The sequence below is a fragment of the Georgenia halophila genome, assembly GCF_039541595.1.
The window spans coordinates 627,821-646,901 of sequence record NZ_BAABGN010000002.1 but is presented as its reverse complement, the minus strand read 5'-3'; the positions used below and the strand labels follow the sequence as shown (position 1 = coordinate 646,901).

Annotated in this window: 19 protein-coding genes; 14 read left to right on the top strand and 5 right to left on the bottom strand. The window is 71.0% G+C overall.

What is annotated here, in order from left to right; genetic code table 11:
* Positions 1 to 36: 36 nt before the first annotated feature.
* The gene (locus ABD907_RS04460; protein ID WP_345215262.1) at positions 37 to 762 is read left to right on the top strand and encodes a MerR family transcriptional regulator; all 726 of its coding nucleotides are present in this window, start codon (positions 37 to 39) and stop codon (positions 760 to 762) included.
* A 55-nt stretch (positions 763 to 817) separates the two neighbouring features.
* On the opposite strand, the gene ABD907_RS04455 is transcribed toward ABD907_RS04460, so the two are convergent.
* Positions 818 to 1,459 (bottom strand): hypothetical protein, encoded by a 642-nt coding sequence (locus tag ABD907_RS04455; RefSeq protein ID WP_345215261.1) that lies wholly within the window; start codon positions 1,457 to 1,459, stop codon positions 818 to 820.
* A gap of 105 nt (positions 1,460 to 1,564) precedes the next feature.
* Here ABD907_RS04455 and ABD907_RS04450 point away from each other — a divergent pair, with 105 nt between their 5' ends.
* From ABD907_RS04450 to pstB, 9 genes are all read left to right on the top strand, one after another.
* The gene (locus ABD907_RS04450; protein ID WP_345215260.1) at positions 1,565 to 2,197 is read left to right on the top strand and encodes a hypothetical protein; all 633 of its coding nucleotides are present in this window, start codon (positions 1,565 to 1,567) and stop codon (positions 2,195 to 2,197) included.
* Positions 2,198 to 2,199: 2 nt separating this feature from the next.
* The gene (gene mshD / locus ABD907_RS04445) at positions 2,200 to 3,108 is read left to right on the top strand and encodes a mycothiol synthase (RefSeq protein ID WP_345215259.1); all 909 of its coding nucleotides are present in this window, start codon (positions 2,200 to 2,202) and stop codon (positions 3,106 to 3,108) included.
* A 62-nt stretch (positions 3,109 to 3,170) separates the two neighbouring features.
* Positions 3,171 to 5,564 (top strand): RNA degradosome polyphosphate kinase, encoded by a 2,394-nt coding sequence (locus tag ABD907_RS04440; RefSeq protein ID WP_345215258.1) that lies wholly within the window; start codon positions 3,171 to 3,173, stop codon positions 5,562 to 5,564.
* Between the two features lie 7 nt (positions 5,565 to 5,571).
* Positions 5,572 to 6,537 carry an NUDIX hydrolase gene (locus tag ABD907_RS04435; protein WP_345215257.1) on the top strand — a complete coding sequence of 322 codons (966 nt, stop codon included), beginning with the start codon at positions 5,572 to 5,574 and terminating at the stop codon, positions 6,535 to 6,537.
* Positions 6,538 to 6,706: 169 nt separating this feature from the next.
* On the top strand, positions 6,707 to 7,861 hold the full coding sequence (locus ABD907_RS04430; RefSeq protein WP_345215256.1) for a phosphate ABC transporter substrate-binding protein PstS: 1,155 nt from the start codon (positions 6,707 to 6,709) through the stop codon (positions 7,859 to 7,861).
* A 151-nt stretch (positions 7,862 to 8,012) separates the two neighbouring features.
* A complete protein-coding gene (locus ABD907_RS04425; protein ID WP_345215255.1) occupies positions 8,013 to 9,077 on the top strand; it encodes a phosphate ABC transporter substrate-binding protein PstS in 1,065 nt (354 codons plus the stop codon).
* A 166-nt stretch (positions 9,078 to 9,243) separates the two neighbouring features.
* Positions 9,244 to 10,218, top strand: a complete 975-nt coding sequence (gene pstC, locus ABD907_RS04420; RefSeq protein WP_425555683.1) for a phosphate ABC transporter permease subunit PstC — start codon at positions 9,244 to 9,246, stop codon at positions 10,216 to 10,218.
* Entirely contained in the window at positions 10,218 to 11,270 is a 1,053-nt protein-coding gene (gene pstA, locus ABD907_RS04415; RefSeq protein ID WP_345215254.1) for a phosphate ABC transporter permease PstA, read from the top strand. The genes pstC and pstA overlap by 1 nt, the downstream gene beginning before the upstream one ends.
* 39 nt (positions 11,271 to 11,309) lie before the next feature.
* On the top strand, positions 11,310 to 12,089 hold the full coding sequence (gene pstB, locus ABD907_RS04410; RefSeq protein WP_345215253.1) for a phosphate ABC transporter ATP-binding protein PstB: 780 nt from the start codon (positions 11,310 to 11,312) through the stop codon (positions 12,087 to 12,089).
* Between the two features lie 18 nt (positions 12,090 to 12,107).
* Here pstB and ABD907_RS04405 read toward each other — a convergent pair whose 3' ends face one another.
* The 4 genes from ABD907_RS04405 to ABD907_RS04390 all read right to left on the bottom strand — a co-directional run bounded on the left by ABD907_RS04405 (position 12,108) and on the right by ABD907_RS04390 (position 15,234).
* Positions 12,108 to 12,539: a septum formation family protein gene (locus ABD907_RS04405; RefSeq protein ID WP_345215252.1), complete on the bottom strand. Its 432-nt coding sequence runs from the start codon at positions 12,537 to 12,539 to the stop codon at positions 12,108 to 12,110.
* Positions 12,540 to 12,624: 85 nt separating this feature from the next.
* Positions 12,625 to 13,626, bottom strand: a complete 1,002-nt coding sequence (locus ABD907_RS04400) for an inorganic phosphate transporter (RefSeq protein ID WP_345215251.1) — start codon at positions 13,624 to 13,626, stop codon at positions 12,625 to 12,627.
* A 6-nt stretch (positions 13,627 to 13,632) separates the two neighbouring features.
* Positions 13,633 to 14,253 (bottom strand): DUF47 domain-containing protein, encoded by a 621-nt coding sequence (locus tag ABD907_RS04395; protein ID WP_345215438.1) that lies wholly within the window; start codon positions 14,251 to 14,253, stop codon positions 13,633 to 13,635.
* Positions 14,254 to 14,514: 261 nt separating this feature from the next.
* A complete protein-coding gene (locus ABD907_RS04390; RefSeq protein WP_345215250.1) occupies positions 14,515 to 15,234 on the bottom strand; it encodes a winged helix-turn-helix transcriptional regulator in 720 nt (239 codons plus the stop codon).
* 198 nt (positions 15,235 to 15,432) lie between these two features.
* Here ABD907_RS04390 and ABD907_RS04385 point away from each other — a divergent pair, with 198 nt between their 5' ends.
* From ABD907_RS04385 to ABD907_RS04370, 4 genes are read left to right on the top strand one after another with little or no spacing between them, the layout of a single operon-like run.
* The gene (locus ABD907_RS04385; RefSeq protein ID WP_345215249.1) at positions 15,433 to 16,173 is read left to right on the top strand and encodes a hypothetical protein; all 741 of its coding nucleotides are present in this window, start codon (positions 15,433 to 15,435) and stop codon (positions 16,171 to 16,173) included.
* Between the two features lie 16 nt (positions 16,174 to 16,189).
* Positions 16,190 to 16,813 carry a heme-binding beta-barrel domain-containing protein gene (locus ABD907_RS04380; protein WP_345215248.1) on the top strand — a complete coding sequence of 208 codons (624 nt, stop codon included), beginning with the start codon at positions 16,190 to 16,192 and terminating at the stop codon, positions 16,811 to 16,813.
* Between the two features lies 1 nt (position 16,814).
* Positions 16,815 to 17,957, top strand: coding sequence for a CAF17-like 4Fe-4S cluster assembly/insertion protein YgfZ (gene ygfZ, locus ABD907_RS04375; RefSeq protein WP_345215247.1), 1,143 nt, complete (start codon positions 16,815 to 16,817; stop codon positions 17,955 to 17,957).
* Positions 17,958 to 17,970: 13 nt separating this feature from the next.
* Complete coding sequence (locus ABD907_RS04370) at positions 17,971 to 19,074, top strand: FUSC family protein (RefSeq protein ID WP_345215246.1); 1,104 nt, start codon at positions 17,971 to 17,973, stop codon at positions 19,072 to 19,074.
* Positions 19,075 to 19,081 lie beyond the last annotated feature (7 nt).

Below are 19,081 nucleotides of genomic sequence, written 5' to 3'. Positions count from 1 at the left end.
GTGCCGGTGGAACCGGAGCGGAACGGACGGGAAGTCATGGAGCAGCAGACCTGGAAGGTGGGGGATCTGGCTCGGGTCACCGGCCTGACGGTGCGCACTCTGCACCACTGGGACGACCTCGGCCTCGTGGCGCCCTCGGGCCGTACGTCCGCCGGTCACCGGCTGTACTCCGGGGACGATCTCGAGCGCGTCTACCAGGTGCTCGCCCTGCGCCGACTGGGCGTGCCGCTGGCTACGATCGGCTCGCTGCTCGAAGGCTCAGAGTCGGTGAGCGAGGTGCTCGAGAAGCACCTCGCCCTCGTCGAGGATCAGATCGTGGCCCTGCGCCGGCTCCGCGCCGGCCTGGCGGCCAGCCTCGACGCCGACGACGGGCACCGGTCCGCCTCCGACTTCCTGGACCTCATCAGAAAGGTGGTCGTCGTGAACGAGACCGTCGAGAAGTACTTCAGCCCTCAGCAGCTCGCCGAGCTGGCCGAGCGTAAGGAGCGGGAGGATGAGCAGATCGCCGCGGTGGAGGCCGCCTGGCCGGACCTGATCTCCCGCGTCCAGAGCGCCGTCGACCGTGGTGCAGACCCCACCGGCGCGGAAGGCCGCGCGCTCGCCCGCGAGTGGCACGAGCTGCTCCGCCAGTTCCACCAGGGCGACGAGCAGATGCGTGACTCGCTGTACGCGATGCAGCGGGACAACGCCGAGCAGATCCAGCGTGAGCACGGCGGTCCGAGCCCCGAACAGCTCGAATTCATCGAGCGGGCCGGCGCCTGACCGGACCCGCCGAACGAGCCTGCGGAAGTGGTCGTGAACGACCACTTCCGCAGGTTCACTCGGTCGTGGGTGCGTCGCGGTCCTTTGTCTCGCGATCCGCCTCGTCGTCGGACCGGCCCCGGTTGCGCACGAGGATGAAGACCGCCAGACCCAGGAGCAACCCGGCGAGCACCACGGCCGTCGTGAAACCCACCTCACCCAGGAAGTTCTCGATGAGGACACGAGTGCGTGAGGTCGGGTCCGCCAAGATGATGGCCACGAATGCGGCGACCACGAGGGTCACCACGACCGTCGTCACACGCTCCCACCGCTTTCCCAGCCCGGTCCGGTCCTGCAGGGTGCGGCCGGCACGCACGATGTGCCGCACTCGGAGCACCCGCAGCGCCCCCACCAGGCGTACCAGACGAAGCAGCTGTGCCGGTCCGACGGCCAGCACGACGGCAATCACCACGCCGATAGTGAGCAGGACCAACCACACGTGCCGCCGCAGCCAGTCGATCTTGTCCCCGGTGACGAAGAAGAGAACGACCGTCTCCGCGACGAGCACCGCACCGGTCAGCCAGCTGCCCACCCGCCCGACGGTCGCGTACGGCTCCTCGAGCAGCGTCAGCCAGACGGCCGGGACGGACACGAGTGCCGCGATCAGCACAGGGAGGGCGAGACGCTGCTCCCACGTCGCCTCGGGGTCCGTGGACATCAGCCCACCCGGCCGCGTGTGGAGAGGTCAGATCGCACGGGCCAAGGGTATGGGCGAGTACCGTGCGGATGTAGGCAGGAGCCCAGCGAGGAGGGGCGTGATCCCATGAGCGAACGTCGATTTCGTCGGCCGGCGATGCTGGACCCGGCCCAGGCCGAGCTCATCGAGGGCGACGAGGATCCGGCCCTGCGGTCGGAAGTCGCGCACACCTCGGCCCAGGCGCTCGTGCGCGGTGGACGGGAGGGCAGCGAAGACGTCGAGCTCGTCCGCCGCCTCGTCACCCTCGTCGACGACGAGGGACTCGACGCCGTCGCGGCGCTGTGGTCGCGCAGCCCGCACACCACCCTGCCGGGGACCCTCTGGCGCCTCTACCTGCTCCGGGAGTGGGTGCGCCGCGGCCCGGACGCGGTCGCCGACCGGTACCGGCGCGGGCTCCAGCGCGCCGAGGTCGCCGGTGCGGTCGCCGGCGTGGCCGAACCGCCCGGTCCGGACGAGGTCACCCACGTCGTCGACCGCGTCCTCTCGGGGCTCTTCGACGGCGACCTCGGCGTGGCCCTCGACCGCGCCAGCGCCTTCCTCCGGGTCCTCGCCACCGGGTCCGCGCTGGACGCCGACTGGATCGAGGAGGACGACGACGACCTCGCCTTCCGCGTCACCCGCCGCGCCGGCGCGCTGCTGACCACCGCCGAAGAGCTCGAGGAAGCGGCCGCGCTCTATCGCGCCGGGCGCCTCGACTGAGCGTGCGGACCTTCGAACGCCTGACCGATGAGGTCGCCGGCCGCGTGCTGATGCTCGCGGAGGACGTCGCCGGGCACGACGGCGTGGCGGCGCTGTCCGAGCAGCCGCTGCTCGAGCTGCGACATCCCGTGCGCGACGTGCGCCACGTGCTGGTCGGCGGCGACGACGACCCGTCCGGCGCGCTGGCCGGTTACGCCCAGCTGGACGTGGTGGCGGGCAGCGCCGAGCTCGCCGTGCACCCCGGGCACCGGCGCCGCGGCATCGGCCGGGCGCTCCTGGACGCCGTCCGCGACCTCGCGCCCGGCGTCGCCGTCTGGGCCCACGGCGACCTGCCGGCCGCACGCGCCCTCGCCGCGTCCGCCGACATGGAGCGCGTCAGGGAGCTGCTGCAGATGGCGGTCGACCTGCCGGTCCTCGGCGTCCCCGACGACACCCGTCCCGCGGCGCACGGGCTGACCCGCGTGCGGACCTTCCGGTCCGGTCAGGACGAGGAGGCATGGGTCCGCCTCAACGCCCGCGCGTTCTCCACGCACCCGGAGCAGGGTCGGATGACCGTGGAGGACCTGCGCGCCCGCCAGGCGGAGGACTGGTTCGACCCGTCGGTGCTGTGGCTCGTCCCGGACCCCGAGGCGCGCGGTGGCGACGAGCGCCTGCTCGCCTCGATGTGGGTCAAGATCGAGCCCCACGACGGCGGGGCGCCCGTGGAGGGCGAGATCTACGCCCTGGGCGTCCATCCCGACGCGCAGGGCCGGGGCCTCGGCGGACGGCTGACGTCGCTGGCGCTGGCGGAGATGGCTGCCAGAGGATTGCGCCGTGCCACGCTCTACGTCGAGGGCGACAACGCCCCGGCGCTGCGGACCTACGAGAGGAATGGCTTCAGGTGCGTCGCCACCGACGTCCAGTATCGATGAGACGTGTCGGCTGGCGTCCGCCGGTCACCCAATCGTCACTTTCTGATGGGACTATGAGTGCCATGAGCAGCGCTGAGGAGGTCTGGGAGCGTGACGGCGCGACCCGTCCGGTGAGCGGTGACGGGCTGCAGGCCCAGGACATCGCAGAGGCCGAGGAGGCAGAGCTCGACGGTCTCGAGGCCGACGACGAGGACGAGCTGGTGGCCCAGGCCCGCACGCTCTCGCGCGCCACCGTCGACGAGGACAAGGTGGCCACGGGGTCTCAGCAGTCGGCCGAGGCGCCAGCACCCCCGCCCGGCGGTGAGCCGGACGAGCTGCCGACGGTCGCGGAGCCTGCCGACGACCTGCCCGAGGACCGCTTCGCTGACCGCGAGCTCAGCTGGCTCGCCTTCAACGAGCGGGTGCTCGAACAGGCCGGGGACCAGAGCCTGCCCATCCTCGAACGAACCTGGTTCCTCGCGATCTTCGCCTCGAACCTCGACGAGTTCTACATGGTGCGGGTCGCCGGCCTGAAGCGACGCATCGCCACCGGCATGGCCGTCACCGCGGCGTCCGGGCTCACCCCGCGGCAGGTGCTGGAGGCGGTCTCGCGCCGCGCGCGCGACCAGGCCGAGCGGCACGCCCGGATGTTCGCCGAGGACATCCAGCCGAAGCTCGCCGAGGAAAGGATCCACCTGCTCCACTGGGACGATCTCAGGGAGAGCGAGCGGGACCGGTTGCGCAAGTTCTTCAAGAAGCAGATCTTCCCCGTCCTGACCCCGCTCGCGGTCGATCCCGCGCACCCGTTCCCGTACATCTCGGGACTTTCCCTGAACCTGGCCGTGCTCGCGCGCAATCCCGCCACCGGCAAGGAGCACTTCGCCCGCGTCAAGGTGCCGCCGCTGCTGCCACGGTTCATCGCCGTCGACGCCGAGGGGGTGCCGTACCGGCCGGAGGACGTGCCCTCCGACGCCGGCGGGCGGACCGCGTACGTGCCGCTCGAGGAGGTCATCGGCCACCATCTCGACGCCCTGTTCCCCGGCATGGAGATCGTCGAGCACCACACCTTCCGGGTCACCCGCAACGAGGACGTCGAGGTCGAGGAGGACGACGCCGAGAACATCCTCAAGGCCCTCGAGAAGGAGCTGATGCGGCGCCGCTTCGGCCCGGCCGTCCGGCTCGAGGTCGCGACCGGTGTCAGCAGCCACGTCCTCGACCTGCTCGTCCGCGAGCTCGGCGTCAGCGAGCAGGACGTCTTCCGACTGCCCGCCCCGCTCGATCTCACGGGCCTCAACATCATCCACGACCTCGACAAGCCGTCGCTGAAGTACCCGAAGTTCGTCGGTGTCACGGCGCAGGGACTGGCCGAGGTCGAGTCGGCGAACCCGACCGACATCTTCGCCGCGATCCAGGAACGGGACATTCTGCTGCACCACCCGTACGACTCGTTCTCGACGTCGGTGCAGCAATTCATCTCCCAGGCCGCGGCCGACCCGCGGGTGCTCGCGATCAAGCAGACCCTGTACCGCACCTCCGGCGACTCGCCGATCATCGACGCACTCATCGACGCCGCCCAGGCCGGCAAGCAGGTGCTCGCCATCGTCGAGATCAAGGCCCGCTTCGACGAGGAGGCCAACATCACCTGGGCGCGCAAGCTCGAGCAGGCCGGCGTGCACGTCGTCTACGGCATGGTGGGGCTCAAGACCCACGCCAAGCTCTGCCTCGTGGTGCGCCAGGAGTCCGACGGGCTGCGCCGGTACTGCCACGTCGGCACCGGCAACTACCACCCGAAGACGGCCCGGGGCTACGAGGACCTCGGCCTGCTCACCTGCGACCGTGACGTCGGCCAGGATCTCACCCGCCTGTTCAACCAGCTGTCCGGCTACGCGCCCCGCACCCGGTTCCACCGGCTGCTCGTCGCGCCACGGTCGGCGCGTGCCGGGCTGCTGGAACGCATCGAGCAGGAGATCGCCAACCACCGCGCGGGCAAACCGGCATGGGTGAAGTTCAAGGTCAACTCGATCGTCGACGAGCGGATCGTCGACGCCCTCTACCGGGCCAGTCGCGCCGGGGTGCCGGTCGACGTCGTCGTACGCGGCATCTGCGCGATCCGTACCGGTGTGCCCGGCCTGAGCGAGAACATCCGGGTGCGGTCGATCCTCGGCCGGTTCCTCGAGCACGCCCGTGTCTTCGCGTTCGCAGGCGGCGGTGATCCCGAGGTCTGGATCGGCTCCGCCGACCTGATGCACCGCAACCTCGACCGGCGCGTGGAGGCCCTGATCCGGATCGACGACCCGAGCCAGGTCGACCAGCTCGTCGAGCTGATCGACCGCTCGATGGCCGACACCACCTCCTCCTGGCACCTGGAGGCCGACGGCTGGCGCCGCGTGAGCCGCGGTCCCGACGGTCAGACCCTCCAGGACCTGCAGGAGGTGCTGATGGCCAAGGCCCGCCGACGCGTCGCGGCCTCGCGGTGAGGGCGCCGTGACGAAGCGGCCCGACGTCCGGGCCGCAGGGGCACTCGTCTGGCGCCCGAACGGCCGCAGCCTCGAGGTTCTCCTCGTCCACCGTCCCCGCTACGACGACTGGTCGTGGCCCAAGGGCAAGCTGGAGACGGGGGAGTCGCTTCCCGAGTGCGCCGCCCGGGAGGTGGCCGAGGAGACCGGCGTCCACGTGGCTCTCGGCCAGCCGCTGCCCGGCGTCCGGTACCGCCTGGCCGACGGCCGCCGGAAGGTCACCTACTACTGGGCGGCGCAGGAGCTCGAGGACGGCGCCCAGAGCGTCCGCCACCGGGCCGTGCAGCCCGCCACCGCCTCCGAGATCGACGGCGTCCGCTGGGTCGATGCCAAGGAAGCCGGTGACCTGCTCACGTACCGCCAGGACCGTGAGCCCCTCGGTCACCTCCTCGACCAGTGGAAGGACGAGCGGCTGCGGACGTGGACCATGGTCCTGGTCCGGCACGCGCGTGCCCGAAAGCGGGCGGCCTGGCACGGCGCCGAGGAGACGCGGCCCCTGACCCCCGCCGGCCAGGCGCAGGCCGAGCACCTCGTGCCGCTGCTGACCGCGTACGGGACCGAGGAGGTCATCACCTCGCCCTGGGAACGTTGCGCGGCCACCGTCCGGCCCTACCTCGAGGCCACCGGCGTCGGCGCCATCCTGGCGCCTGAGCTCACCGAGACCGCCCACCAGAAGAAGGCCGGGCCGGTGCGCAACCTCGTCCGGCACGCTCTGACCGCCCGTGACGTCCCGGTCGCCATCTGCGCCCACCGGCCGGTCCTGCCGACGATCGTCGGAGAGATCGCCGAGCGCACGCCGAACCGCATCATGAAGCAGGTCCCGGCCTCCGACCCGTGGCTGAAGACGGCCGAGATCCTCGTCGTACACGTCGCTCAGCGCCCCGGACGCAGCGCCGTCGTCGCCGCGCTCGAGAAGCACCGCGCGCAGGCCTGACCGACAAGTCCCCGGGGCTCGTAGCCGAACTGTGACGCAATGAACACGCGGGATTCACCCGCCGTTCATCGAGTGACCGCTCGGCAGACACCATCGCTGCCTAGCGTCGGGCACGGCCAGGACAACAACGCATCCCTCCCGTCTTGAGCCCACCGACGCAAAGGATGGAATGACCGTGAAGCTTGCAGGTAGCCGCCGACTGGCGGGAATTGCTGCGATCAGCGCCCTCGCGCTCACGCTGGGGGCCTGTGGCGGCAGCGACAGCGGATCCGACGCCGCCGGCAGCGGCAGCGGGGACGGCGGTGGCGGAGACGAGACCGCCGAGCTGTCCGGCCAGCTGCCCGGTGCCGGTGCGTCCTCGCAGGAGAACGCCGTCAACGCCTGGCTCTCCGGGTTCACCGAGCAGTACCCCGAGGTCCAGGCCACCTACGACCCGGTGGGCTCCGGAACCGGACGAGAGCAGTTCCTCAACGGCGCCACGCTCTGGGGCGGGACGGACGCCGCTTTCGACGCCGAAGAGCTCGAGGCCGGCTCCGAGCGCTGCTTCGGCGGCGAGGTGGTCGAGCTGCCGATGTACATCTCGCCCATCGCTGTCGCGTACAACCTTCCCGACGTCGGTGTGGAGAACCTTAACCTGACGCCGGAGACCCTCGCCGGCATCTTCAACGGCGACATCACCAGCTGGGACGACCCGGCCATCGCGGAGGACAACCCGGACGCGACCCTGCCGTCCAGCGACATCGTCCCGGTGAACCGGTCGGACGACTCGGGCACGACCGAGAACTTCACCGACTACCTCGCGAAGGCCGCAGGCGACGCCTGGCCGCACGAGCCGAGCGAGACGTGGCCGGTCTCGGGCACCCAGTCCGGCGCCCAGACCTCCGGTGTCGTCCAGACGCTGCAGGCGGCCGAAGGCACGATCGCCTACCTGGACGCCTCTCAGGTGCCGGAGGGCTTCGGCACCGTCGCCATCGGCGTGGGCGAGGAGTTCGTCCCGTACTCCTCGGAGGCGGCGGCCGCGGTCGTGGACGCGTCCCCGCCCGCCGAGGACGCGACGGACATGCGGCTGACGATCGACCTGGCGCGCGACACCCAGGAGTCGGGCGTCTACCCGATCGTGCTCGTCTCGTACACGATGGCCTGCTCGCAGTACGACAACGAGCAGGACGTCAACAACGTCAAGGCCCTGCTCGAGTACATCAGCTCGGCGGAGGCCCAGGAGATCGCCTCGGACCCGTCCGTGGCCGGATCCGCACCGATCTCCGACGACCTGCGCGAGCGCATCGGCTCGGCGGTCGAGCAGATCGCGGTCGCCAGCTCCTGACCGAGGTCCACCCGCGCGGCGGGCCCGTCCCCTCGGACGGGCCCGCCGTGGCGCGTGGAGGCCGGTTCCGTCCGCGCCCTCTAGGGTTGCGGGCGTGGGACGAGCCAACGGATGTGTGCGGGACCGGCTGCGGACCGTAGTCAGAGGTGTCGTGGCGCTGTCCGCCGCGGGACTGGTCGCCGCCGGGCTGACCGCCTGCGGCGAGGAAGACGGGCCGGGGCTGAACGGGACGCTGCCGGGTGCCGGAGCGTCCTCCCAGGAGCTCGCCATGCTGGCGTGGATCGCCGGCATGAACGAGCGGCATCCGGACGTGCTCGTGTCCTACGACCCCGTCGGGTCCGGCAGCGGCCGCGAGATGTTCCTCAACGAAGCGACCGCTTTCGCCGGCTCGGACGCCGCCATGGAACCGGAGGAGCTCGAACGCGGACGCGAACGCTGCAACGGCGGCAGCGTGATCGAGCTGCCGCTGTACATCTCGCCGATCGCCGTCGCCTACAACCTGCCCGGCCTCGGGTCCGAGCACCTCAATCTCGACCCGGAGACGCTGGCCAAGATCTTCAACGGCGACATCACCGCCTGGGACGACCCGGCCATCGCCGAGCACAACCCGGACGCCGAGCTTCCGTCCATGGACATCGTGCCCGTCAACCGCTCGGACGACTCCGGCACCACGGAGAACTTCACCGAGTACCTCGCCGAGGCTGGTGGTGACGCCTGGCCGCACGAGCCCAGCGAGACGTGGCCGATCTCCGGCACGCAGTCGGGTGCCCAGACCAACGGCGTCGTCCAGACCCTGCAGGCGGCGGAAGGCACGATCGCCTATGTCGATGCCGCCCAGGTCCCGGAGGACGCCGGGACGGTCGCCGTGCAGGTGGGGGACGAGTACGTGCCGTACTCATCCGAGGCGGCAGCACGGGTCGTGGACGTGTCCGAACCGGCGGAGGGTGCGACCGACCTGCGGCTGACGATCGACCTGGCCCGCGACACCACCGAGTCGGGGGTCTACCCGATCGTGCTCGTGTCCTACACGATTGCCTGCTCGCGCTACGAGAGCGAGCAGGACGCTCAGAACCTCACGGCATTCCTGAGGTACGTCGCCTCGCCGGAAGGGCAGCAGCTCGCCGCAGATCCCACAGTCGCGGGGTCGGCGCCGATCTCCGACGACCTGCGCGAGCGGGTGTACGGGGCGATCGACCAGATCGGCGTGGCCCGGTAAGGGCTGGCCGCCATGTGTGAGCGACGTGACAGGTCACGTTCACCGTGCGTTCACCTTGCGCCTTCCTGCCGGTCACCGGCTCTGCCTAGCCTGCGGGAGGCTGGCCGCCGTGGCGGCGACGCCGTACCTTTCAGCCTGATACGACAAGCGAGAACCCGGAGGACTCGTGGCATCTGCCGCACCTGACGTCCCACGCGATCGCACCTCCGCCCTGCGCGACGCGCCGGGCAAGACCGGGAACATCGTCTTCGCCGGGATCTCCACCGGCGCCGGCCTCGTCATCCTCGCCGTGCTCGCCGCGGTCGCCGGATTCTTGCTCATCCGGTCCTGGCCGGCGCTGGTGGCCGAGACGGACCAGTACGCCGAGATCGACTTCATGCGCGGGCACGACCTGCTCGGCTACATCGCCCCGCTGATCTTCGGCACGGCGCTCTCGTCCGTGCTGGCGCTGCTCATCGCCGTGCCGCTGAGCATCGGCATCGCCCTGTTCATCTCCCACTACGCGCCCCGACGGGCCGCGCAGGGACTCGGCTACCTGATCGATCTGCTGGCCGCCATCCCGTCAGTGATCTACGGGATGTGGGGCTACGCCTGGCTCATGCCCTTTCTCGAGCCGTTCTTCCAGTGGCTCTCCGCCACGCTCGGCTTCATCCCGCTCTTCGCCGGCTACACGCGGCCGGCGACCAACATCCTCACGGTCGGGATCGTGCTGGCGGTGATGATCCTGCCGATCATCACCGCGACGATCCGTGAGGTCTTCCTGCAGACGCCGCGCCTGCACGAAGAGGCGTCGTTGGCTCTTGGGTCCACCCGCTGGGAGATGATCCGCCAGGCGGTCTTCCCGTTCGGCCGGTCCGGCATCATCAGCGCCTCGATGCTCGGCCTCGGCCGTGCCCTCGGCGAGACGATGGCCGTGCTGATGATCCTGTCACCCGGCTACCTCATCAACTTCTACCTCCTCCAGCCGGGGCAGCACCAGTCGATCGCCGCGAACATCGCGAACCAGTTCCCGGAGGCGAGCGGCCTCTCCGCCGACGTGCTGATGGCCACCGGCCTGGCTCTGTTCATCATCACCTTCGGAGTGAACCTCCTCGCCCGATGGGTCATCGCCCGACGTGCCGAGTTCTCGGGAGCGAACTGATGACTGCGACCACATCCACGAAGCGCCCCCCGCTCGCCACCGCCGGGCGTCTGCCGGCCTACGCGCCGTGGGCGATGCTCGTCGGTGCCCTGGCCCTCGCGTACCTGGCGCTCGCCGTGCTATCCGAGCCCACTCCCGTTGCCGTGGCGGTACTCGGGGGAGCGCTCTTCGTCGCCGGCTCCTGGCTCGTCTCGCGGATCGTCGAGGGGGCACGGCGCTCGACCGACCGGCTCGCCACCTCGCTGGTGACCGCGGCGTTCCTCGTAGCGGTGGTACCGCTTCTTGCTCTCATCTGGCTCGTGGTCTCCCGCGGCGTGCCCATGATGTCCTGGGAGTTCCTCACCTCGGACATGACGGGCATCTACGGGGACCTGCGCGGCGGCGGCATCCTGCACGCCATCATCGGCACCGCGTGGGTGACGGGCCTGGCCTCGCTCTTCTCCATCCCGCTGGGGATCTTCACCGCCATCTACCTGGTCGAGTACGGCCAGGGACGGCTCAAGCGGGCCATCACGCTGCTCGTCGACGTGATGACCGGCATCCCGTCGATCGTCGCCGGTCTGTTCGCCTTCGTCCTGTTCACCAGCTTCGACCCGCAGTACCGGTCAGCGTTCATGGGATCCGTCGCCCTCGCCGTGCTCATGACGCCGGTGGTCGTCCGGTCCTGCGAGGAGATGCTCCGGCTCGTCCCGAACGAGCTGCGGGAGGCCTCCTACGCGCTCGGCGTGCCGAAGTGGCTGACCATCGTCAAGGTCGTGCTGCGCACCGCCGTAGCCGGCATCACCACGGGCGTCATGATCGCGATCGCCCGTGTCATCGGCGAGACGGCCCCGCTGCTGCTGACCGTCGGCTTCATCACCACGATCAACGAGAACCCGTTCGAGGGGCGGATGGCCACGCTGCCGGTGTACGTCTACCGCTCGTTCGCCCAGGGCGGCATCAACATGGAACGCGCCTGGGCGGCCGCTCTCACCCTCATCGCGATCGTCATGCTGCTCAACATCGTCGCCCGCCTCGTCGGCCGCTACTTTGCCCCCAAGGGGATGTCGTGACCCACCGGTCTCGCCCTGCTCGTCCCGGAAGGACCCACCGTGTCTAAGCGCATCGACGTCAAGGACCTCAACGTCTACTACGGCGACTTCCTCGCCGTGCAGGACGTCACGATGACGATCGAGCCCCGGTCGGTCACCGCTCTGATCGGCCCGTCCGGGTGCGGGAAGTCGACGTTCCTGCGAACGCTCAACCGCATGCACGAGGTCATCCCCGGGGCCCGGGTCGCCGGTGAGGCCTTGATGGACGGGCAGAACCTCTACGGCGCTGCCGTCGACCCCGTGCAGGTGCGGCGCCAGATCGGGATGGTCTTCCAGCGCGCGAACCCGTTCCCCACGATGTCCATCTCGGACAACGTGCTCGCGGGCGCCCGGCTCAACAACCGCCGGATGTCCAAGTCCGACGCCGACGACCTGGTGGAGCGAACCCTGCGCAGCGCCAACCTGTGGGCCGAGGTGAAGGACCGGCTCAGCCGGCCGGGCTCCTCCCTCTCGGGCGGTCAGCAGCAGCGTCTGTGCATCGCGAGGGCCATCGCGGTTCGCCCCGAGGTGCTCCTGATGGACGAGCCGTGCTCAGCGCTCGACCCGATCTCGACACTCGCCATCGAGGATCTGATCGCCGAGCTGAAGACCGAGTACACGATCGTGATCGTCACGCACAACATGCAGCAGGCCGCGCGCGTGTCGGACAAGACCGGTTTCTTCAACATCGCGGGCACCGGCAAGCCCGGCCGCCTCATCGAGTACGACGACACCGAGACGATGTTCTCGACGCCGAAGGAGAAGGCGACCGAGGACTACATCTCCGGCCGCTTCGGCTGAGCCGCGTGACCCGACGGGTCAGCGGTTCGCGCCCTCCAGCGAGCCGTTCATCGGCTGGTCCACGGTGAGGATGCACAGGGATGTCCGGTCGTCCGCGCTCTCCCAGCTCTCCTGGCTCGGGCTGAGGGTCGAGAAGGTCAGCTCCGACTCCGCGTACGGCACGCCGACGAACTCCTCGAAGCTCGTGGTGCACTCCGCCTCCGCCTCCTGCTTCACGGCGTCGTTTCCGGGGAACTCCTCACCGGAGTGCGTGACCTCCGCGAACACCTCGGCATCGTGCTCCTCGCTGCACTCGAGGATTTCGACGTCGGTGACCTGCGCGCCCTCCAGGTCGGACTGGTCGAGGCAGTCGCCCGGCTCGAGGGACATCACGTTTCCGCTGCCACAAGCGGCGAGCGGGACCACCAGCAGGGCAGTCGCGACGACAGACGGCAGTGCTGCAGCGCGCACAGAGGCTCCTAGGCTCGGGGTTCGCGACCACCGTAGCGGCTGGCGCACGGTGGCAGCAGGAGGTCCAGGGACGCGTCGCGCGCGCTCACGGCAGGACGGGTGCGAGCACCAGGTAGAGCCCCGCCGCGACGGCGGCCGCCGCCGGGATGGTCAGCACCCACGCGGCCACGATGTTGCCCGCGACCCCCCACCGCACGGCCGACAGCCGACGGGTCGAGCCGACGCCCATGATCGCCGAGGTGATCGTGTGGGTGGTGGAGATCGGGGCGTGGAAGAGATACGCCGTCGTGTAGAGAACCGAGGCCGCCACGGTCTCGGCCACGAACCCGCGGGCCGGGTCGAGCTCGATGACCCGCCGGCCCAGGGTCCGCATGATGCGCCACCCGCCCGCGTAGGTGCCCGCGGAGATCACCACCGCCGCGGCCAGCTTGACCCACAACGGGATGCTGCTGCCCTCGTGGAAACCGCCCGCCACGAGGGCCAGCACGATGACCCCCATCGTCTTCTGAGCATCCTGCAGGCCGTGCCCGAGGGCCATCGCCGACGCCGAGACGGTCTGCAGGAGCCGGAAGCGGCGCATGGTCCGGTGGAACGGGCTCGCCCGGAACAGCCACAGCACGCCGACCATCAGGCCGTAGGCCAGTACGAACCCGACGAGCGGCGAGGCGACCATGGGGATCGCGACCCGCTCGGCGATGACCGTCCAGTGCACGTCGGTGGCGGACGCGACTCCGGCCCCAAGGAGCCCGCCGATGAGCGCGTGCGAGGACGAGGACGGCAGACCGAGCCGCCAGGTGACGAGGTTCCAGACCACGGCGCCGATCAGTCCCGCCAGCACCACGCCCAACCCGTGCGCGCCGTCGGGCGGAGTGATGATGCCGGAGCCGATCGTCTCCGCCACACCGGTGCCCAGAAGAGCGCCGAGCAGGTTCATCGCCGCGGCGAGCACCACGGCCGCGCGCGGCGTCAGAGCCCGGGTCGAGACCGAGGTGGCGATGGCGTTGGCGGCGTCGTGGAAACCGTTCGTGAAGTCGAAGACCAGCGCGATCGTGACGACGACCACGACGAGCATCAGAACGAGGTCCACGTCGGCTCAGGACTCCTTGAGGGCGATCGTCTCGATGCCGTTCGCGAGATGCTCGAAGGAGTCGGCCGCCGACTCGAGCGCGTCGATGACCCCCTTGAGCTTGATGACGGAGATCGGGTCGGGCTCGTCCCGGAACAGGTCCGCGAGCAGATGTCGGTAGGCCCGGTCGGCCTGGTTCTCGAGCCCGTTGATCTCGACCCAGTAGTCCCGCAGGCCGTCGAGGGAGGCGAGCCTGGGCATCGCCTCCGCGGTGAGCTCGGCGCAGCGGCTGAGGACGGAGACCTGCTTGTCCACGCCGGGCGGCAGGGTGCCGATGTCGTAGAGCACGATCAGGTCACCGGCCTCCTCGATGTCGTCCATGCAGTCGTCGAGGGACGAGGCGAGGTGGTACAGGTCGTCACGGTCGAACGGTGTGACGAACGTCTGGTTCAGCCGGCGGAGGAACTCGTGAGTCGTCTCGTCGGCGGCGTTCTCGGCCGCACGGAGCTGCTCGGCGAGCTCGAGGCGCTGCGTGCGGTCGGAGCCGAGCATGCGGGTCAGGATCTCAGTGCCGCGCACCACCTCCACCGCGGTCTTGGCCAGCAGATCGAAGAAGGCGCCGTCGCGCGGGGTGAGGCGGAATCGCACCATGAGCTCCTGAGGTGACGGGCGCCCGAAGGCCGGGCGAACAACAGGGCACAGGCTAGGCCCGACAGCGACGTCGGCGGCAAACCGGTGGGGGAGTGAGGACGCCGGGCCGGAGAGCGCCAGTCGGCGCGAAGGCCGCTCGTAGCGGCTGATGTTGGAGCCCGGGGCTTTCGCGACCCGGCGTCGCCCCCAACTCTACGTCAGCACAGTGTGCGTGCAACCCCCTGGAGCCGTGGCTCCGCCGGTCGATCCGCGGGCGGTTCAACGGGCCGACGCGTCGTCGTCGTCGGTGTCGTGGCTGCGCCCCCGTAGCTCGAACCGGTATCCGACGTTGCGGACCGTGCCGATGAGCTGCTCCTGCTCGTTGCCGAGCTTGGCGCGCAGCCTGCGGATGTGGACGTCGACCGTACGGGTGCCGCCGAAGTAGTCGTAGCCCCAGACCTCCTGCAGCAGCTGTGCGCGGGTGAGCACTCGGCCCGGGTTCTGGGCGAGGTGCTTGAGCAGCTCGAACTCCTTGTAGGTCAGATCGAGCGCTCGGCCCCGGACCCGGGCCGTGTAGGCGGAGGCGTCGATGACCAGCTCGCCGGCCTCGATCCGGTCGGGGTCGGGCCTCGGACCGCGGTCGTCATGGCGCTCGAGCTCGGCGATCAGCCGGAGTCTCGCCTCGACCTCGGTCGGCCCCGCGCTGGACAGGATGATGTCCGCCGCGCCCCAGCTGCGGGAGACGGCGGTGAAGCCGCCCTCCGCGAGCACCAGCAGGACGGGGGGCGCCTGGACCGGGCCGCTGAGCATCCGGCACAGCGTGCGCGCGGCGACCAGGTCCTTGCGGGCGTCCAGCACCACGACCGAGGCGTCGCCGTGCTCGACCAGGGCGGACGGGGACATGGCCTTGACCGTCACGTGATGTCCCAGAAGCGTCAACGAGGGCAGCACACGGGCGGCGCCACCGGACTCGGCAGTCAACATCACGAGTTGCGCCACGGATCCCCTCCTCACGGGTGCGGGCCACTCTAGTGCGGCCCGCGGCCGGGTCCCGCGCCGGCCCGGGCCCCGGTCCGGCGCTGGGTCTGGCGCGACCTCTGCGCGACGCGCGGGACGAATCTGCCACAATCGCGGGGTGGTCACGTCCGTCCCGTCGTCCGGAACGGGTGGGGCGACCCCACGGGGCGGTGGACGCCCATGATGGGGGCCGCGAGCCGAGCGGCGGTGACCGCGCTCGGCGCCGCCGCGCTCGCCGTCGCCGGGTTCCTCTCCGCCGACCTGCTCCAGGGCGTCGTCCTCGCCCTCGGCCTGGTGTTCGCCGCCGGATGGCCCCGTCTGCTCGACCTCCCGACGGCGCACGGTGGCAGCCTCGTGATCGCGCTGGCGGCGTTGGCGTCCGTGCTCCTGGTCCGGTTCGGTGACTTCGCACAGCTGTCGCTGGTGACCGGCCTCGCCGTCGTCGCGGCGATCTTGCACCAGATGCTGCGCCGCGACGGCCGTCCGCGGCTGGTCGAGTCGATCTCCGGCGTCGTCTCGGGCGCCGTCGTGACCGTCTCGGCCGCCGGATGGGTCGCCATCGAGGCGAACCAGGCCAGCACAGAGCTCGTCGTCACGGCGGCGGCCACCATCGCCGCCGCGGCCGCCGTGACGGCGCTACGAGCGTCGATCGCCGTCGTGGGCAGCCTCGCCGCGGTGGCGGGCGGCGGCGTGGGCCTGGTGACCGGCTTCCTGCTCGATGACGTCGGCATGGTCCCCGGGCTTCTCGTCGGCCTCGCGGCCGGCATCCTCACCGCCGCCCTGCACATCCTGTTCGGCCAGTTCCCGGCCTCCAGGCGGGTACGCCCGGCCGTGTCTGCCTCCCTCCTGCTCGTGCTGGTCTCGGGCGTGCCGGTGTACCTGGTCAGCCGCCTCCTCACGTCCGGTGTCCCCGGCATCTGAGCGATAGCCTGGGGCCGTGCCCATCTCTCTGCCCGACGACCTTGCCCCGGAGTGCTACCCGATCGCGTGGCTGCTCGGCTCCTGGCGCGGCTTCGGCATGCTCGGCTACCCCGGCGTGCCCGAGGCCGCGTTCGTCCAGGAACTCGTGGTCGACCACGACGGCGGCCCCTACCTCCGGTCCACCACGACCATCCACCTGGCCGACGCCGAGGCCTCAGCGCCGGTCGAACGCGAGATGACCGGCCGCGAGGGTGCTTCCAACCTGGTGCCGGGCCAGCTGTGGTCGACCGAGACCTCGTACTGGCGTCCGGTCGCCTCGCCGCCGAAGGACGGCCAAGGTGACGGCCAGCCACGACCAGTACGGACGACCGCCGGCGCGCCGTCACCGGACCCCACCGAGCTCGAGGTGCTGGTCGCCGACCCCTCCGGGCACCTGAGCGTCTACGTCGGGGCGGTCCAGGGGCCTCGGATCGAGCTCGCCACCGACGCGGTGGTACGCACGTCCACGGCGGCCGAGGTGTCCAGCGCCACCCGGGTGTACGGACTCGTCGAGAGCGACCTGATGTGGGCGATGGACCTCGCCGCGTTCGGGCACGAGCTGCAGACCTACGGCTCGGGCCGACTGACCCGGGAGGACTGACATGACCGACACCAACGGCACGCCCATCACGTCGGCAACGACGTACCGCAGCCCGTTGCTGGACCGCCGCGGCGCCGTCGAGGGCTCCGGCCCGGACACCGGTGTCCCGCTGCACCACGGCGATCCCGTGCACGAGCAGCGCGCCCTCGCCCGGGGCGAGGGCGTCGTCGACCTGTCCCACCTCGGCGTCGTCACCGTCACCGGGCCGGATCGGATCAGCTGGCTCAACACCCTCAGCTCCCAGCTTCTCCTCGGACTCGAGGCCGGCGTCTCCACCGAGCTGCTGCTGCTGGACGTCCACGGCCACATCGAGCACGCACCGGCCGTACAGGACGACGGCGAGACCGCCTGGCTCGTCACCGAGGCCGAAGACGCCACCCCCCTCGCCGAGTTCCTCGACAGCATGCGGTTCATGCTGCGCGTCGAGGTCACCGTGTGTGACGACGTCGCGGTGCTCGGCACGGCCGGCGGCGGCTGGGCCCGGATTGCCGAGCACCACGCACACCTGCTCACCTGGCAGGACCCGTGGCCCCGCACCGCACCCGGATCGACGGCCTACGGACCGCCGGACGCCGAGCACCCCGGCATCGAGATCCACCGCGCTCTCAGCCTCGTGCGACGTGACGCCCTGGCCGACGTGGTGCGCGCGTTCGAGGCCGCCGGCGGCCGGCTGGCCGGTACCTGGGCGTGGGAGGCGATCCGCGTCGAGGCTTGGCGCCCGCGTGCCGGGCGCGAGGTCGACGAGCGCGCCATCCCGCACGAGCTCGACTGGCTGCGCACCGGTGTCCACCTCGAGAAGGGCTGCTACCGAGGCCAGGAGACGGTCGCGCGGGTGGTCACCCTCGGCAAGCCCCCGCGGCGCCTCGTCATGCTGCACCTCGACGGGTCGGAGCATGTCGTCCCGGACGTCGGCGACGAGGTGCGTCACGGCGACCGGTCGGTCGGCCGCCTGACCAGCGTGGTCCGGCACGAGGAGCTCGGCCCGGTCGCGCTCGCGCTGATCAAGCGGAACGTGCCGCCGGACGCCCAGCTGACCGCCGGCGGTATCGCCGCGGCCCAGGAGATCGTCGTCCGGCCCGAGGGCATCACGGACGCGCGCCCCGCTGAACGACCCGGGGCCGGCCTGCGGCGCCGGACGATATGAGGCGCCGGGCGACATGAGCGGACGGCTCGACGTGCGCCGCTGGCGCGTCGTCCTGCCGCTGCGCGCCCGTCAGGGAGGACGGCGCGTCCAGGACGCCTTCCTCCCCATCCTCACCGCCGCGATCGCCGCCGGTCTGGCGTACTACGTCTCCCGGGACGTGCTGGGCCACGAGGTGCCCCTGTTCGCGCCCATCGCGGCCTGGGTCTGCCTCGGGTTCAGCCCCGACCGGCAGCTGCGCCGGGTGGCCGAGCTGGGCGCGGGCGTCACCATCGGCGTCGGCCTCGGCGAGGTGCTCGTCTCGCTGCTCGGGGCCGGGCCGGTGCAGGTCACGGTCGTCCTGCTCGTATCGGCGACGCTCGCCCGCTTCCTCGACGGGGGTCAGCTGTTCACCATGCAGGCGGGCGTGCAGTCCGTCGTCATCGTCGCCATGCCGGCGACGATGATCACGGACGGCGCGGTCGGGCGCTGGTCCGACGCGCTGGTCGGTGCCGCCATCGCCCTCCTTGTCGCCGCGCTGCTGCCCGGCGACGTCACCCGCCGGCCGCGGCGGCTGAGCAGCGGCGTCGTCGGCGAGCTGGCGACCTCGCTCGGGACGCTTGCCGAGGGCTTGCGCACCGGTGACCCGCAGATGGCGGAGAACGCCCTGGCTCAGCTGCGCGGGTCCCAGGGTTCGCTGGACTCGCTCGTCACCACGGTGCGCAGCGCGCAGGAGATCGTCGCCGTCAACCCGGCGATGCGCCGTTCGCGCGGAACCATCGCGGAGCTCGCGCGCGTGTCGACGCTCGCCGACCGCGCGGTCCGCAATGCGCGGGTGATCGCCCGCCGCTGCGTCGGAGCGATCGAGGAGGAGGGCAGCTCGCCGGAGATCGCGGACGAGATCGACACGATCGCGGACGGCCTGCGTTCCCTCTCCGGCGCGCTGGCCGGCGGCAACCCGGCGCACCATGCCCGGGCGACGTTGGTGCGGGTCTCCGCCCAGCTCGTGCCGGTCGAGCACGCCGAGGAGGGGTGGCGCCAGCAGACGCTGGTCTCCCTGATGCGCTCGCTGGTGGTGGACTCGCTGCAGATGACCGGCATGTCGAGCCGCGAAGCGACGGGTCAGCTGGCCGACGGCTGAGCTCGTC